Source organism: Acinetobacter sp. YH1901141, assembly GCF_013416935.1.
Lineage (GTDB): Bacteria > Pseudomonadota > Gammaproteobacteria > Pseudomonadales > Moraxellaceae > Acinetobacter > Acinetobacter towneri.
This window is the reverse complement of sequence record NZ_VPEY01000004.1, coordinates 119,432-135,139: the sequence shown is the minus strand read 5'-3', so window position 1 is coordinate 135,139 and position 15,708 is coordinate 119,432. Positions and strand designations below refer to the sequence as shown.

Below are 15,708 nucleotides of genomic sequence, written 5' to 3'. Positions count from 1 at the left end.
CACCAATGTCAAAATTAAAATTAGAAGTCATGTTTAAAGCATATGACCAAGTAACTGGCCCCATCAAAACAATCATTGGTGGCTCTAAAACAATGGCTGACGCGCTCAAAAAAACCAATAGCGAGCTGAAGGATCTGGAAGCACAGCAACGTAAAGTTGACAGCTTTCGCGGCCTTCAGTCAAGTATTGCTAAAACATCAGATACTTTAGCTAAATACCGTAGTGAACATAAGCTTTTAAAAGAACAGAGTAAGCTTGGACAGTTAAGTGATGACCAAGCAAAAAAACTAAAAAATCTTGAAGTAGGAATACGTCGTACAGAAAGTGCATTAAAAAGTAAATCAGCAGAAATTACAGGCGTTGTCCGTGACCTTAATGTTGCAGGCATAAAAATGGATGATTTAGGTCAAAGCGAATCAGATCTAAAAAATAAGATTCATTTGACCACCATGGAGTTAAACAAACAAAAAGAAGCCTTAGGCAAACATACCGAAGCCCAAAAGAAATACGAAAAAATGCAAGAACGTATGGGCAAAGCCAATGAAATGGCAAAAAAAGGACTCATGATCGCTGGTGCTGGTGCAGCTGCTTTAGCAGTACCAGTTAAACTTTCTATTGATTTTGAATCTGCCATGGCTGATGTAAAAAAGGTGGTTGACTTTGATACCCCACAGCAGTTTAAGCAAATGGAAAAAGATATCATCAACATGAGTACACGATTGCCAATGGCCGCCAAAGATATTGCAGCTATTTATGCAGCAGGTGGACAATCTGGTATTGCAAAAAATGAATTGACTCAGTTTGCCGAAACAGCTGTGAAAATGGGTGTAGCTTTCGACATTACAGCCGAAGAATCAGGACAGGCAATGGCAGAAATGCGTACAGCATTCAAAATGTCACAATCTGAAGTAACAACATTAGCGGATAAAATTAACTACCTAGGCAACAATACCCCTGCCGCGGCTAAAGGCATCATGGATATTGTGCAACGTATTGGTCCATTAGGTGAAGTCGGTGGCTTTGCTTCTGGATCTATTGCCGCATTAGGGGCAACAATTCGTGGCATGGGCGTAGCTGAAGAAGTGGCTGCTACAGGTATTAAAAATATGATGCTTGCCTTGGTTGCAGGTGAGTCTGCCACAAAGGGACAGCAAAATGCTTATATTGAATTAGGTATGGATGCGAAAAAGGTAGCTGAAGGCATGCAGAAGGATGCTGAAGGAACCACATTATCTGTATTGAAAGCCATTTCAGAAATGGATAAATACAAACAAGCTGCCATGTTAAAAGAATTATTTGGCTCTGAGTCACTTGGATCTATCGCACCTTTGTTGACCAACATGAAAGCCCTTGAAGACAATTTAGGGAAAGTTGCAGATAAGCAAAAGTACGCTGGCAGTATGGAAAAAGAATATGCTGCACGAGCAGAAACCACTGCCAATAATATTATTCTTGCAAAAAGTGCAATGGCAGCACTGGGAATTACCATCGGCAATCAACTATTACCAGGTGTTAACAGTATTACCGAGAAATTTACTGGTGTAATAAAATCCGTACAGACTTGGGCACAAGCGAATCCAGCCTTATCCAGTTCACTAACAAAAATTGCAGTCGGTGCTATTGCCATTGTTGGGGGGTTATCTGCCCTATCCATTGGTGCAATTGCCATCTTTGGACCAATGATGATGGTTGGTCGTGCATTTGGTCTAGTAGCACTGGCGGCCAAAGGTATGAGCATGGCGTTACTGACCAACCCAATTACATGGATTGTCCTTGCCATTGCTGGTGCTGCATTGCTGATTTACAAAAATTGGGCACCTATATCAGCATTCTTTGTCGGCATTTGGAACACCATCAAGACGGCATTCAGTGGTGGTATCACCGGAATTTCAGCACTGATCATTAATTGGAGTCCAATCGGACTGTTCTATTCAGCCTTTGCCAAAGTACTGTCATGGTTCGGTGTGGATCTTCCAGCTAAGTTTACCGGCTTTGGTGCCATGATTTTAGAAGGACTCAAGAACGGTATTTTATCCAAAGTCAATGCCGTCAAAGATGCCATTACTGGTGCTGTAAGTGGCGTGATTGATAAAGCCCGTGGCATTCTAGGCATTCATTCACCGTCACGCGTATTCATGGGAATTGGTGACTACACCATGCAAGGTATGGCAAACGGTATTGCGAATGCAAATGGATTACCGATTGCAGCAACATCCACCGCCACACAAGGTGTGGTCAACACTGCTGCCCAAACTAAGCCAGTCAAACCCATCAATGTTGGTCGCAATAATCCACGTTCCTTTGTCAGCCAAGACACCATTGAAGTGCATATTCATGTCAAAGATGGATCCGTGGTCAAAGGAACAGCTGAAGCAATGCGTCAAGAACTTCGACGTGTCGCGCTAGAAGAACAAAACGCACGACGTAAATTCCTGACAGATTCGGAGTAATACACAACATGATGATGGCTCTAGGCTTGTTTGTCTTTTCATTACGAACAGCGTCATATCAAGAACTGCAACGTGTCACCAATTGGCGACATCCTTCCAATAGCCGTGTCGGGGACTCCCCTGCCTATCAATTTATTGGTAAAGGTGAAGATGTCATTACACTCAAAGGTGTGATTTACCACGAATTGACAGGAAGTCGCGCCACATTGGACACCCTCAGACAAATGGGGGATACAGGCAAGGCATATACCCTAATTGAAGGCACAGGCAAAATTTATGGCTTAGTCATCATTAATGATTTAGATGAAACCAAAACCTATTTCTTTAAAGATGGTGCAGCGCGAAAAACTGAATTTACTTTAAAACTGACCATTGTACGCGATTGGCAACCGACCTTATTAGGCACCCTGATCGGCATGGGTGTTGGCGCACTAAATAGGATTCTCTAATGCTGAATAAAGTCATGAACGTCGTTGGTACGGCATTAAATTCTTTTGAAAAAATGACAGAATATCCTTACCCCATTTTTCGAGTTGAAGTCGATGGTGTCGATATTTCATCCCTTATGGCTTCACGTTTAATGTCACTGAGTATTAAAGACAATCGTGGGCTTGTGGTGGATTCAGTGGACATCGAACTGAATGATGCAGATGGCATGCTCAGTATTCCACCCAAAGGTGCCATCATTCAGGTCTGGTTAGGTTGGTCCAATACCGGTTTATTCGACAAAGGCAAATACAAAGTCGATTCCACATCCCATCGTGGCGCACCAGATGTACTTAGTATTTCTGCCATGGCCAATGACGTATCAGAAGGTTTAAAACAGAAGCGTGAACGCAGCTGGAGCGACAAAACCATTCAAGACATATTTAAAAAGGTCGGTGCTGAATATGAACTGAAAGTCATTGTTCATGAAAAATTCGCATCTAAAAAGGTCAAGTACATTGCCCAGAATGAATCTGATGCAAATCTCATTACACGTATTGCCGATGAAAATGACGCAATTGCCACAGTGAAGAATGGCCATTTGATTTTATTACCACGTGGCGCAAGTCAAACCGTTTCAGGCTTAGCTTTGCCGCGTGTGCAAATCACCAGGAACAAAGGCGATCAGCACAATTACACCAATGGCACAGGTACGGACAATATCACAGGTGTCAAAGCCTATTACTACACCGAAAACAAAGCCAAGAAATTGCATGTGGTGGTCGGTGACAGTGAAGACAACATGAAAGAGATCCGCTATGTGCATCGGGATAAAACCACCGCTGAACTGGCAGCAAATGCGGAATACAATCGTTGCAAACGTACTGCCCAAAAACTGACATATACCTTGGCATTAGGTGATCCAACCTTAATCCCTGAACAGGAATTTGAATTCATTGGCTTAAAACCTGAAATTGACGAAATTGTGTGGCTAGGGACCAATGTCACCCATTCACTCAATGACAGTGGCTTCACCACCTCAGTTGAATTAGAAGTTCAGCTTCCAGATGCCGATGATGTATCGACCTTGTTTGAAGGCAATGAAGAAAAAACCGAAGAAGAAAATGAACAGTCCAAAAGTAAAAAGCGTACTGGTAAAAATTATGCAGATTATACCGGTGTCATTGCCTATTACAGCGAAGGTCGCAAGTCAGTCAAAATCACTTCAGGTGATCAAAGCAAGCCATTAAAGTTGACCTACGTCTACAAATCAAAAAAGAACGCGAATAATGCCGTAAAACTTGAACAAGAAAAAATAGACAAAGCCAAAAAATAGGACAAAAAAATCCTGACTTTGGGGTGGAGTCAGGATGAAATGGGTAAAAACAAGATAACGATATTTAATAACTTTTACAATAGAAACTTTAGATATAACGTAATTTTGTTGTATATTTGTTGGATATTATTTATTCAGCAGAGGCAGCAAAAATGTCTAAACCAGGACGTACGATAAGTAATAAATGCCCTCATTGCGGCGAATCTCTTTGGATCCGTTCAAGTGAACAAGTCGATCCACTTTTAAAACGGTTATACGGTCAATGCACCAACTTACATTGTGGCTTTACTGCTCAAGGCTTCCTGACATGGGATGCTGAACTTTCCCCATCTGCAATGCCGAATCCTAACATTCATCTTCCAAAATCCGCAGCAAAACAACATAAAGAGGTGGCATGTGTCTGACCCAATTGACCGCGCACAAGAAAACCAACTAAACCAAGTCAAAGTAAAACCACGTGATTACAGCGCACCATCACTGACCGAGTGTTTCGAGTGTGGCAATGACATTCCAGCAGAACGCCAAAAGCTGGGTGCTGTGACCTTATGTATTGAATGTAAAAGTTTAGAAGAACGTTATGCCAATCGTTATCGCTGATACATCAGATCCAATTGAATGTCCCTGCCCTGAATGCACATCACAAGATGAATAAGCAAAGGAAAAATAAAAATGGACCAACAAACTGCACTGATTTTAATTGTTGTAAACCTATTGGCTGCCGTGGTAGTCATCATTTGGTACTTGTTCGACCGTTATACCAAACGCATTGAAAGCTTAATTCAGCAAAATAACAAACCAAGCTGTGCATTTATTCAAACCCAAGCCAAGCGTAAAGGATAAAAATATGTGGCTCTATCCTTTTTTAGTCGGTGCTATGCTGGGTGTGATCGGCAGTGCTTTATTATTCCTACATACAGTAGGATGGTTTTAAAAAAACGGTTATAATAACAAAAGGATGACAGCAAAATATTCAATATGCTGTACGTGGCGTGACACGTTTTCAGCTCCAATAATTAAGCCCCTTTCGGGGCTTTTTTATTCGCTTATTTTCTTAGCTGTATAATAATTTCCGTTTTCGCTCCAATACTCTAAGTCACCATTTTTATTAATGACAAAGAATTCACCATGTTCTTTACTGATAGCATCTTGGTAAGCCTTCTGACCCTTAACCTCAATGATCTGCATTTCGACTGGCTTCTGCTCACCATCTGCAAATATTTGATGTCTAAAAATCTTTCCGTCTTTTTCTTCATATATTTCTTTGTATTCAAAACCCCAATTGGCATTCCATTCACCAATTTTTTGACCTGAAATTTCCGTATCGTTTGCTTTTAATGCTTCGTGACTTTGCTCAGAACTACCCAACATTGTAAGTTTATAATCAGGATCATAACTTACAGTTGCCCATGCTTGTTCCATTTCAGGGATAAAAAATACAATGAAAGTACGTTCATATTGATTCGGATCACTTTGTTTTATTTCTTCTGCAAGGCTCTTAATTTGGGCTTCATCAATTCGCTTTTCAATATCCACTTCAACAACACGCTTTACATCGCGTTTCTTTTCATCAGATCGAATATTAAATTCTATTTTTTCTTGTTCAACTTGTGCAGAATTAATACTTGTATTTGATTCACTTGAACAGCCAACAACAAATAAACAACTCAAAACCAATAATAAACTTTTCACAAAATACCCTCTAAATATAAAACTGTATTTTTAATCATGGATAGAAATAAGGTAAATACTCCACCCAAAGGCATACCTATTATCTTTTACCAATTCAGCATTTTTTAATATGTGTTCGATGTAAATGATTACCCATGAATCCATCTATACACCCTCAAAAATATTTTTATAAAGCCACTTGACCTTAATACTTTAACACTGTTACAGTTTTAACACTACAGCAAAATCTGTGGTCAGGCGTGAGAACCTGAAACGAACACAAAAGGCGCAAATAAGTCGCGCAAGCGGCTGTTTTTTTGCGTAAAATTCGGCTATGCCTTTTTTGGCAGGCTGGATAGGGCAGCTTCGCGCTGGCCGTTTCCTTTTGTGGCGGTATTCTCACCCCTGTTCAGTCTGTCACCATTACCGTGAGAAGTGATGGTGTCAGGTTTAAAACTTGAACACAAAAGGAAAAGCCAATGAAACATTTCGCTTCTGCACATTCGTGCACTCAAAATAACGTACGTGAACACTCCCCTATTTACGACCTGCAAGCGTATGAACAACGCCAGTGCAAACTTAAACGTAAACAAATTTTTAAAAACATCTTAGACACCACCGTGTTCTTTTCAGCATGTTCTATCGTCTTCTCATTATTGTTTTGGGGAGTGTGAGCCATGAACGCAATTGCACATATTGATGACGCAGTTTTTATTCAAGAGCATCAAGTTAAAACCACCAGTTTAAAAGTGGCTGATATTTTCAATAAGCAGCACAAGGATGTATTACGCAAACTAGAAAGCCTAGACTGTTCAACTGATTTCACTGAGCGCAATTTTACGCTCAGTGAATATTTAGACAGCACGGGGCGTAAATTACCTATGTACGAAATGACCAAAGACGGCTTTATGTTTTTGGTTATGGGTTTTACTGGAGCAGCTGCCGCAAAAATTAAAGAAGCCTACATCAACACCTTTAACCAAATGGCAGCCATGCTCTACAACTTGCACGGCCAAAATGAAAGTATCCATGTTGGTGCAGTAGTGCAACTCAAGTCAGGTGGTCCTATCTATACCGTGAGTCAGATCCACTATGACCAGAATGGCTTCATGCAAGATGCTGAAGTCATTTGGCATAATAAAGCGACTCTGTGCCGTGACATCCTTCCAGTGGCTTGTTTATCCTTAGAAACAAAAAATATTATCAACAATAAAATGTTGAATGACTTCTGGGCAAGTGTGAATAGCTATGGCTTACATAGACTCAATCACAGTCGTAACCCAAATATCTTGGCACTTAATATTTCTCAGATTTATCAGTGCATAGAAGGTTTACCACTCAAGCCCCAGCTTTTTGCCATACTTATGCAAAGTCAAAGCCCTAACCCCGTGTTTATGCAAAATAACCGACAGATTTACAGCGCATTACACAGCAAAAATATCAAATGCTGGTTGTTCCAAACAAATCTACCACTCTTGAATTAGTTACAAAATCGGCCATCCTGTGCGACAAAAGTTGTCGCACAGGACTGTATTATTTAAACAATTTTTAGCAAAATAAACCCACTATAAATAGACAGGGGGAACAATGAACTCAATACTGGACATTAACAGCCATAACACCATGACTGCAGAAGAAATACTGGACGAAATACGCTTTCCAATTCAAAACTTGGAACAAACACTCTCTGTACTGACCAAACTATCAATACAGCATCAAATCACAAGCGAAGAACTAAACGCTCTCCTCAATACCCTTCACCACCAAGTCGTTCAGATCGCCAAAGCAATATAAAGCACTAAAAAACCCCAACTAAGGTTGGGGTAGATGATTTAGGCTTGCCCTGAAATTACTGTGCCACATAAGCCTTGACCATTTTGACAAAAGCAGCCTTGGCATCATCACCCAGACTACGGTATGCCGTGACAATTTCATGCTCAGGCTCACTTAAAGTATCAGCTCTTAAACCAAACGTAATATAAAAGACATCAAATCCCGCATTACTCAAAGCAATCAGCTGATCCTGGTTCAAGGCATCACCATGCTTTTCATAACGGACTATAGATCCGACTGCTTTACCTATAATTTCAGCCATTTCAGGTTGAGTCAGCTTCAAACGGTTTCTTTCCGCTTTCAAACGCGCCCCACGCTCTAAAAAATTATCATTTATCGACATTTCTACCTCTAATACTATTGAATCTTTCGATATTTCGTAATATGATCACTTTAACAGTTTAACACTGTTGATATATCGAAACTTTAAAAAAAGGTAACTCACATGTCTACAGTCAAAGAAAACCGAACAGAAATGAGTGGCGCACATTTTACCCAACCCGAAAAAGACTACATGCGTATCCATGCAGCTAAAAACCGCACGACTATTTCTAATGTGATTCGTCAAGCCGTTGCAAATGAATTGTCAAAAATTGCAGATCCTGAAAACCCTTTTTTCATTGCGAAAAATAACACCTAAGCATCTGAAAATGCTTAGAAGTTTACAATTTCACGCAAGAGTAAACATGATGATAACACTTCAAGATTTAACGAATAAGCGCAAAACACAGCTTAAAAACCGAAATGGTACCCAAGCATTGTTGCAACGTATTCAAGAAATGCAAAAAGAACAAGGCAATCAACGCATGATTGCTGCAATCAAACTCAAAGGCTACATAGAAGCCATTTATGACCAGAACCACATGACTTACATAGATGCATGCGACTGGCTTCATATCGTTGAAACTAAATATCAAGGTGTGAATTAATGTCAGAGATAAAGCACCGCATCATTGACCGTCTTGAAAATATGTTCAGTTTCAAGACACGTGGCGAATGGTTCCGTGAAGGTGTCTGCCCACAATGCGGTAAAAAAGAACTTTATACCCATGCCCACAATCCACGTATCGTGAAATGTGGTCGTCTGGTCAAATGTGGTTATGAAGAACACGTCAAAGATATCTGTGAAGACTTATTCAAAGACTGGTCTGAATACCATCCACAAACTGATGCGAATCCAAATGCTGCAGCAGATGCATTTTTATCTGAAGGTCGTGGTTTTGATCTTAAAAACTTGATTGGTAAATACACCCAGCAGTTCTATAAAGATTCAAATACAGGCGAATCAAGTGCCACTGTTCGCTTTATGTTAGATGACAAAAACTATTGGGAACGTCTGATTGACCGACCTGAACGTTTTGGCAATAAAAAAGCACGTTTTAACTATGGTTTTAAAAATGCTGGCCAAGCATGGTCAGTGCATGAATTGGATGAAATTTGCCGTCTAGGGGAAAAAGGCGAAGCAGTTTGGATCACTGAAGGGATCTTTGATGCCATTGCACTGAGTCAGTCAGGTGTCAAAGCCATATCTTGTCTGTCATGTGTCAACTACCCTTCTGCATTCTTAAAACAAATTGCAGACCGTTGTCATGAACTCAAAATTGACAAGCCACGTTTACGCTGGGCATTCGACAATGATGCAGCAGGTAAAGCATATACAGTTAAATGGCATGAACGTTCACGTGCTGAAGGTTGGTCGTCTACTGCTGCACAGCCACCGGCAAATGGAGGAAAAAAACTCGATTGGAATGACTTGTTCCAGTGGGACAAACTCAACCCTGATCAATTCCCAAAGTACAAACACTATGGTGAATTGCTGATTGCTGAAACGGCTGAAGAAGCAGGTCTTTTAATTTACAACTTCTATGAAGGTCGTCGTCACACGTTCTATTACAACCACAAATTCCGTTTGTACTGGTGGGAACTCGACTATGACAAATTCAACAAAGCAGTTCAGCACTTGGAAGACCGCAACATTGAAGCAGCTGAAAATGGTGGTCAGATCCTGACTGATAAAGAGATCCGTGCCAGTGCATTGAAGAACTGTTCAGCAGCAAAAGAAATCTGTAATGCTCAGATTGAACCGTTGTACTTCCAGCGCAATGAAATTACCGATGAATCTTGGTACTACTTCAAATTGCAAAGTCCATGGTCAGAAGCAAAAACCACGTTTACAGCAGATCAAATGTCATCACGTTCAAAGTTCAAACCACGTGTGATGTCGGTCATGTCTGGTGCAATGTGGACAGGTACAGATATGCAGCTGGAGACATTCATCAAACGTGAAACCGAACGTTTACGTGAAGTCAAAACTATTGATTACATTGGTTACAGCCGTGAATACCAGACTTATATTTTTGAAAAATACGCTGTTCATCAAGGGCAAATCATCCCAATCAATGAGCATGACTTTTTCAAAGTAAAACGTCAGGAAATCAAAACACTGGCAAGTTCACCAGCGATCACATTGAACCCTAAAAAACAGTTTGATCCTTCATGGTGGAATGACTTCCATAAAGTTCGTGGTGCCAAAGGAATTGTCGCGCTTGCATGGTGGATGGGTTCATATTTTGCTGAACAAATCCGTGCCATGCACAGCTCATATCCTTTCATGGAAATTGTCGGTGAAGCAGGTGCAGGTAAATCACGTTTAATTGAAATGATGTGGAAACTTTCAGGTCGTAAAGACTATGAAGGCTTTGATGCAAACAAATCAACAAACGTGGCGGTGTACCGTAACTTTGCACAGATCGCAAACCTGCCAGTGGTCCTAATCGAAGGCGACCGTAACGATGTGAACGGCAATGCTGTTCAAAAGTCAAAATTCAGTTGGGATGAATTGAAAGATGCATTCAATGGTCGTGCAATTCGTTCTAAAGGTTTAAAGACTGCAGGTAATGAAACCTATGAACCACCGTTCCGTGGTGCCATCCTGATTTCACAGAACACAGCAATTCAGGCTTCAGAAGCAATTTTGACTCGTACTTTGCACTTGTACTTTGACCGCAAAGGACAGTCACTGGAAACCAAACGCATTGTCGATGAACTGGATCGCATGGAACTTGAAGATGCCTGCACGTTCATGACGCATTGCTTGCGTCATGAAGACAAAATTTTGGAAACCTATGCATCAAAGCTACAGGCAATTGAAGATCACTATCATGAAATTGGCATTACCCATACACGTATTGCCTTATGTCATGCACAAGTAGCTGCACTAATTGAAGCAATGACCAAACACGTTTTGCCAATCGACTTGGAAGACATGCTTGAAGCACAAGACATGCTTGAAGACATGGCGCGTGAACGTGTTGAACAGTTGAATGGTGATCATCCTGACGTGGAAAAATTCTGGGATGTTTACGAATACCTGCAGGGCAATCGTTCACCAGAATGGGGCTTAAACCATCACCCTGCCGATGCTCAAACCGTCGCAATCAACTTAAACGAAATTTACAAAGTGGCTGCACGCAATTATCAGCAGCTGCCTGAAATCAATGAAATGAAGAAATTACTTCGCACCTCACGCAAGTACAAATTCATTGAAAGTAATAAACAGGTGTACTCAGACCGCTTCCCTGCCGATGACGTGGCAGCGGTGAATAAAAGTCGTGAAGTACCAGGTAAAGCAAGCCGAAATGTGAAGTGTTGGATCTTCACCAATCCAAATTTAGGGGCAAAAAAGTAATGGATATTCAAAAGATTAAAGAATTAGCTTTAGCTAATGGATTCAAGCTTAAAGAGCAAGCAAGTGGGGATATTGATTTAAACGCATATGTTTATGACTTCGCAAATGCCATTGAGCTGGAAATTAAAGCACAAGCGGAAAAATCTCTACTAGAACAATTTGAGATCAACGCAAAGTTGACTGAGAAAATCGAAAGCATGGTCACTTATGATCGACTGCAACAATTGATTGAAATCGCAGTCAAAGAAATACTGGAGCAAAAAGCATGAACGCTCAAACTCAAGATCAAAGCTATTACACCATGATCGCTGAACATCAAGAACTGTCAGCACGTGTACTTCGCTTGCACAGCATTTTAAATCAGCATCATTGCGTTCAGCACATGCCAACTGAAGCATGCATCTTGATCAACGAAATGAAAAATATTGTTGATACTGGCAAAGCACAGCCAGGTGGCCTTGAAACTGCTGAACTCGACTTTGATGATGCCCTACCGTTCACGGATCCTGAAATCAATACAGTTCATGATTTTAAAATCGGTGAAACAGTGTGGATCCCTAATGAATTTGCACGCTACAAATTTATTGTCAGCAGTCATCAGCGTTTTGAAGTGAAGCAGATCGTCGGTACAGATCAGCTGTATGTCTGCCATATCGAAGATCCAAAGATCCCATTCACCAACAATCAGAAATGTTTCACAGCACATTTCAGTCATTTTGCAAAAATTGAAGGAGCAGCTTCATGCGTGGCGTAAATAAAGTCATTCTGGTCGGCACGCTGGGTGCCAACCCTGAAAGCAAAACCTTTCCAAATGGTGGTTCAGTTTGTCAATTTTCCATCGCAACATCTGAAAAATGGCAGAACAAACAAACTGGTGATTGGATTGAACAAACCGAATGGCACCGTATTGTAGCTAACAACCGTTTGGGTGAAATTGCCCAGCAGTACTTAAAAAAAGGCTCAAAAGTTTATATCGAAGGTTCACTTCGTACACGTAAATGGAACGATCAAAACGGTCAGGAACGTTACAGCACAGAAATTCGTGCAGAAAATTTACAGATGCTGGATTCAGCATCACAGGCAAATGCGGTTTAAGGGGAAATTATAATGTTTGATGACGATTTTGATTTTGATGATGAATTTGAAGGCTTTAATCCTTTCCGTGCTCAAAAAGAATTAATGACATTACCTGAATTGACAGAAACCCAATGTTTTTTATGTGATCAATGTGGTTCAGGTAATGCAGTAAAACCGTTGCACTATAAAAATGTTTATTGGGGGATGGTGAACATGCAGACAGGTGAAGGTACTGAAAGTTTTGTGATGATCTATGTATCACCTTGCTGTAAAGCTGATCTATCCATCTGGGATGAAGATATTGAAGATTATGTGCCAATTGATTCAAAACATTATTCAGCTACTGAGGAACAAACATAAATGAACGCTGCATTGAATCAATTTGATTCAAGTTTCTTATTGGCCATGAAGTATCAGTCTCCAGTGGTTCCACTGGAGGTGATTGTAAAGGACTTTTTACCGCATCTTAAAATTGAAACAGCCAAGAAGCGTGCAGCCGTTCAAGACCTGCCATTCCCAACGTTCAAGGCAGAAGATTCAAATAAAGCCCCTTACATGGTGAACATTACAGACGTGGCAATTTGGCTGAATAAGCAAAGTCAAATTTCACAACAAGATTGGATAAACATGCACGCCTAATCGTGCCTTAAACTTAAAATGGAGAATATTTAATGACTTTAAGTGATATTGTAGATGAAATAAAACACACGCGAATTCGTGTATGTGAACTTATTGGTGATCGATATTCTGAAGATGAAAAAAAAGCAAAGGCTGAAGAAGTAAACAGACGACTGAACCTTCTTGAGAAACAATTAATACAAGTAATTGGTAAAAGCATGTATACCAAACACGACTAAGAAAAAAGCCCTCAAATGAGGGCTTTTTCTTTGGCCACTTTCATGGCTTCCACAAAATCCAATCGATCACGACGGCTTTTCAAATTCACATAACGTCTTAGACTTTCCCATGATTCATGCAAACTGATCTGCTGCAGCTGGGGAATAGTCAAACCATCTTCAGCCAATCGGGTAATGCCTTCATGACGCAAATCATGAAAACGTAAATCTTCAATCCCTGTCATCTTGATCGCTTCACGCCAGCGTGATGCAAATGATTTTGCATTCAACGGCAACAACACCGACGGATCTGCAGAATCTAAACGAAGCATTTGATCACGCACATCAGGCTTCATTAATTCTTTGATGACACGTTCAGCCTGTTCAGTCACCTTAAAACTTTTATGATTGCCGGCACTGCCATTCGGATTTTTTAAATCAAAAACTTTCCATTCATTGTGGTTCTGATCAAATTGATTCAAAAAAAGTCGTGTCAATTCATCTTCACGCCTGCAGGTATAAATGGCCAACCACATAATCAGATGCAAAGGCATTGACGTTTTACTGGTTTTCCAACGCCTATAAAAATAATTGGTCAGTAATTGCAGCTCATTTGATGTCGGCAAACGGTCACGTTTCTTGGATTTGGTGATCACACGTGCATTTCGTAGACCCTTCATCGCCTGTTCCAGCTCAAAAAGATTCACTTTTTCGCCCCAAACCAAATCGGCATGGGTCAAAACCACCTTTAAATATTGCAAATCTTGCAGTGCAGTACTTGATTCAATCGGATTTGCACCTATCGCTGGATAACCATTGCGCCTTAAATAAGTATGATCAGTGAAATCTTTCCTGGTTAAATCTGAAATTTTGACCTGTCCGATTGGCCAATGCGTTAAAAAACGCAGTCCCATGCGTTTTGATCGCCCAAAACCTTCAACTTCGTTTAAATATTTCTCTAAAGCAGCAGCTAAGGTCATGCCCTTTGAAATATTTGCAGAAATCATCAGTTCAGGATTCAGTTCAAGTTCATATTCTCGCTTTTTGATCCATGCTTCAGCCAATGACCTTTTACTAAACGTCTTAGACTCTGTAAAATTCGGCTGCCCTTGTCGCTTCACGCGCACCTGCGCCCTGTATTTTTTCACACCAGTGGACAGAACTCTTTCTGTAACTGTACCCATAAATTTGCACCCTGACCCAAAACCCATTTCACGGTGCAAATACGGTGCACCGAAATACTGAAATATGGGGGAATATGAGTAAAAATGCGAGTAAATGCAATATGCAAAATGTAGATAAATCCCTGAAAAATCGACAACTTATTGATAACTCAATAAAACCTCGTATTTCCGTGGCACCGATGATGGATTGGACTACCCGCGATTACCGTTTTTTTGCACGTTTATTTAACCCCAATATCATTCTGTATACTGAAATGGTGACCACAGGCGCGATTTTATTTGGTGATGCCAAGCGCCATTTAGATTACAGTAAGGAAGAACATCCTATTGTCTTACAGTTGGGCGGTTCAAATCCGAAAGACCTTGCGACCTGCAGTAAAATGGCACAAGACTGGGGTTATGATGAAATCAACCTGAATGTTGGCTGCCCAAGTGATCGAGTACAAAACAATAAAATTGGTGCGTGTTTAATGGCAGAACCAGACTTGGTTGCAGAGTGTATTGCCGCCATGCGTCAATCGGTTGATATTCCTGTGACCGTAAAACATCGCATCGGGATTGATGACATGCACTCTTATGCAGAGATGCTGCATTTTGTGGATACTGTGGCTCAAACAGGTTGCAATAACTTTATCGTGCATGCCCGAATTGCCTTATTACAAGGTTTATCGCCTAAAGAAAACCGCGAAGTTCCGCCTCTGCGTTATGAGGATGTGTATCGCCTAAAACAAGACCGCCCCGAATTGTTAATTGAAATTAATGGTGGAATTAAAACGTTTGCCGAAACCCAACAACACCTCAAGCATGTCGATGGGGTGATGATTGGTCGTGAAGCCTATCACAACCCTTATTTACTGGCAGAGCTTGGGCAATTATGGGGGCTAGAATTACCTAACCGTTTTGAAATTATGCAGCGCATGTTGCCGTATATTGAACAACGTCTACAACAAGGTGCACCACTTTCTGTCATTACCCGCCATATTTTAGGTTTATTCCAAAACCTGCCAGGTGCACGTAAATGGCGTCAGGCACTAAGTGGTGGCAACGCCAAAACCTTTGCCGATGTGGAAAATGCGCTAGCCAATATTCAGGCGGCCATGCAACGTACAGAAGCCTATTTAAAAGAGCAGCAGTCGCTTCAGGCAGAATAAATTTCAATTCATACTTTTAGCAGAATATCGTCGTAAAAGACCATGCTAGATATACTCAG

At 40.8% G+C, this 15,708-nt stretch carries 21 protein-coding genes and 1 pseudogene; 19 read left to right on the top strand and 3 right to left on the bottom strand.

Going from position 1 to position 15,708, the window contains the following annotated elements:
* Positions 1 to 5: 5 nt before the first annotated feature.
* From FTV52_RS04115 to FTV52_RS04090, 6 genes are all read left to right on the top strand, one after another.
* Complete coding sequence (locus tag FTV52_RS04115) at positions 6 to 2,450, top strand: phage tail tape measure protein (protein ID WP_179989993.1); 2,445 nt, start codon at positions 6 to 8, stop codon at positions 2,448 to 2,450.
* An 8-nt stretch (positions 2,451 to 2,458) separates the two neighbouring features.
* On the top strand, positions 2,459 to 2,899 hold the full coding sequence (locus FTV52_RS04110; RefSeq protein WP_179989991.1) for a phage tail protein: 441 nt from the start codon (positions 2,459 to 2,461) through the stop codon (positions 2,897 to 2,899).
* On the top strand, positions 2,899 to 4,212 hold the full coding sequence (locus FTV52_RS04105) for a contractile injection system protein, VgrG/Pvc8 family (protein ID WP_179989989.1): 1,314 nt from the start codon (positions 2,899 to 2,901) through the stop codon (positions 4,210 to 4,212). The genes FTV52_RS04110 and FTV52_RS04105 overlap by 1 nt, the downstream gene beginning before the upstream one ends.
* Positions 4,213 to 4,364: 152 nt before the next feature.
* Positions 4,365 to 4,616 carry an ogr/Delta-like zinc finger family protein gene (locus FTV52_RS04100; protein ID WP_179989987.1) on the top strand — a complete coding sequence of 84 codons (252 nt, stop codon included), beginning with the start codon at positions 4,365 to 4,367 and terminating at the stop codon, positions 4,614 to 4,616.
* A complete protein-coding gene (locus FTV52_RS04095) occupies positions 4,609 to 4,809 on the top strand; it encodes a TraR/DksA C4-type zinc finger protein (protein WP_179989985.1) in 201 nt (66 codons plus the stop codon). The genes FTV52_RS04100 and FTV52_RS04095 overlap by 8 nt, the downstream gene beginning before the upstream one ends.
* Before the next feature lie 72 nt (positions 4,810 to 4,881).
* The gene (locus tag FTV52_RS04090; RefSeq protein WP_179989983.1) at positions 4,882 to 5,052 is read left to right on the top strand and encodes a hypothetical protein; all 171 of its coding nucleotides are present in this window, start codon (positions 4,882 to 4,884) and stop codon (positions 5,050 to 5,052) included.
* Between the two features lie 195 nt (positions 5,053 to 5,247).
* Here FTV52_RS04090 and FTV52_RS04085 read toward each other — a convergent pair whose 3' ends face one another.
* A complete protein-coding gene (locus tag FTV52_RS04085; protein ID WP_179989981.1) occupies positions 5,248 to 5,901 on the bottom strand; it encodes a hypothetical protein in 654 nt (217 codons plus the stop codon).
* 458 nt (positions 5,902 to 6,359) lie between these two features.
* Here FTV52_RS04085 and FTV52_RS04080 point away from each other — a divergent pair, with 458 nt between their 5' ends.
* From FTV52_RS04080 to FTV52_RS04070, 3 genes are all read left to right on the top strand, one after another.
* On the top strand, positions 6,360 to 6,554 hold the full coding sequence (locus FTV52_RS04080; RefSeq protein WP_179989979.1) for a hypothetical protein: 195 nt from the start codon (positions 6,360 to 6,362) through the stop codon (positions 6,552 to 6,554).
* 3 nt (positions 6,555 to 6,557) lie between these two features.
* A complete protein-coding gene (locus FTV52_RS04075; protein ID WP_179989977.1) occupies positions 6,558 to 7,364 on the top strand; it encodes a Rha family transcriptional regulator in 807 nt (268 codons plus the stop codon).
* A 103-nt stretch (positions 7,365 to 7,467) separates the two neighbouring features.
* Entirely contained in the window at positions 7,468 to 7,674 is a 207-nt protein-coding gene (locus FTV52_RS04070) for a hypothetical protein (protein WP_179989975.1), read from the top strand.
* Positions 7,675 to 7,729: 55 nt separating this feature from the next.
* Here the strand turns inward: FTV52_RS04070 and FTV52_RS04065 are convergent, their stop codons facing one another.
* The gene (locus tag FTV52_RS04065) at positions 7,730 to 8,056 is read right to left on the bottom strand and encodes a helix-turn-helix domain-containing protein (protein ID WP_171529613.1); all 327 of its coding nucleotides are present in this window, start codon (positions 8,054 to 8,056) and stop codon (positions 7,730 to 7,732) included.
* A gap of 102 nt (positions 8,057 to 8,158) precedes the next feature.
* Here FTV52_RS04065 and FTV52_RS04060 point away from each other — a divergent pair, with 102 nt between their 5' ends.
* The 9 genes and pseudogenes from FTV52_RS04060 to FTV52_RS04020 all read left to right on the top strand — a co-directional run bounded on the left by FTV52_RS04060 (position 8,159) and on the right by FTV52_RS04020 (position 13,335).
* Complete coding sequence (locus tag FTV52_RS04060) at positions 8,159 to 8,353, top strand: hypothetical protein (RefSeq protein WP_137311808.1); 195 nt, start codon at positions 8,159 to 8,161, stop codon at positions 8,351 to 8,353.
* Between the two features lie 46 nt (positions 8,354 to 8,399).
* Positions 8,400 to 8,642, top strand: coding sequence for a hypothetical protein (locus FTV52_RS04055; RefSeq protein ID WP_257221663.1), 243 nt, complete (start codon positions 8,400 to 8,402; stop codon positions 8,640 to 8,642).
* Positions 8,642 to 11,401, top strand: a complete 2,760-nt coding sequence (locus tag FTV52_RS04050; protein ID WP_179989973.1) for a toprim domain-containing protein — start codon at positions 8,642 to 8,644, stop codon at positions 11,399 to 11,401. The genes FTV52_RS04055 and FTV52_RS04050 overlap by 1 nt, the downstream gene beginning before the upstream one ends.
* Positions 11,401 to 11,670: a hypothetical protein gene (locus tag FTV52_RS04045; protein WP_179989971.1), complete on the top strand. Its 270-nt coding sequence runs from the start codon at positions 11,401 to 11,403 to the stop codon at positions 11,668 to 11,670. Before FTV52_RS04050 ends, FTV52_RS04045 begins: the two co-directional genes overlap by 1 nt.
* Positions 11,667 to 12,155, top strand: a complete 489-nt coding sequence (locus FTV52_RS04040; RefSeq protein WP_179989969.1) for a hypothetical protein — start codon at positions 11,667 to 11,669, stop codon at positions 12,153 to 12,155. The genes FTV52_RS04045 and FTV52_RS04040 overlap by 4 nt, the downstream gene beginning before the upstream one ends.
* Positions 12,143 to 12,481: pseudogene (ssb, locus tag FTV52_RS04035) on the top strand (single-stranded DNA-binding protein); the annotation flags it as partial. The gene FTV52_RS04040 and the pseudogene ssb, both read left to right, overlap by 13 nt.
* 27 nt (positions 12,482 to 12,508) lie before the next feature.
* Positions 12,509 to 12,838 (top strand): hypothetical protein, encoded by a 330-nt coding sequence (locus FTV52_RS04030; protein ID WP_179989965.1) that lies wholly within the window; start codon positions 12,509 to 12,511, stop codon positions 12,836 to 12,838.
* The gene (locus FTV52_RS04025) at positions 12,839 to 13,117 is read left to right on the top strand and encodes a pyocin activator PrtN family protein (protein WP_179989963.1); all 279 of its coding nucleotides are present in this window, start codon (positions 12,839 to 12,841) and stop codon (positions 13,115 to 13,117) included.
* 32 nt (positions 13,118 to 13,149) lie between these two features.
* Positions 13,150 to 13,335 carry a hypothetical protein gene (locus FTV52_RS04020; RefSeq protein WP_179989961.1) on the top strand — a complete coding sequence of 62 codons (186 nt, stop codon included), beginning with the start codon at positions 13,150 to 13,152 and terminating at the stop codon, positions 13,333 to 13,335.
* An 11-nt stretch (positions 13,336 to 13,346) separates the two neighbouring features.
* Here FTV52_RS04020 and FTV52_RS04015 read toward each other — a convergent pair whose 3' ends face one another.
* A complete protein-coding gene (locus tag FTV52_RS04015) occupies positions 13,347 to 14,498 on the bottom strand; it encodes a tyrosine-type recombinase/integrase (RefSeq protein ID WP_179989960.1) in 1,152 nt (383 codons plus the stop codon).
* A 101-nt stretch (positions 14,499 to 14,599) separates the two neighbouring features.
* Between FTV52_RS04015 and dusA the strand changes: the two genes are divergently transcribed.
* Entirely contained in the window at positions 14,600 to 15,649 is a 1,050-nt protein-coding gene (gene dusA, locus FTV52_RS04010) for a tRNA dihydrouridine(20/20a) synthase DusA (RefSeq protein ID WP_179990050.1), read from the top strand.
* Positions 15,650 to 15,708 lie beyond the last annotated feature (59 nt).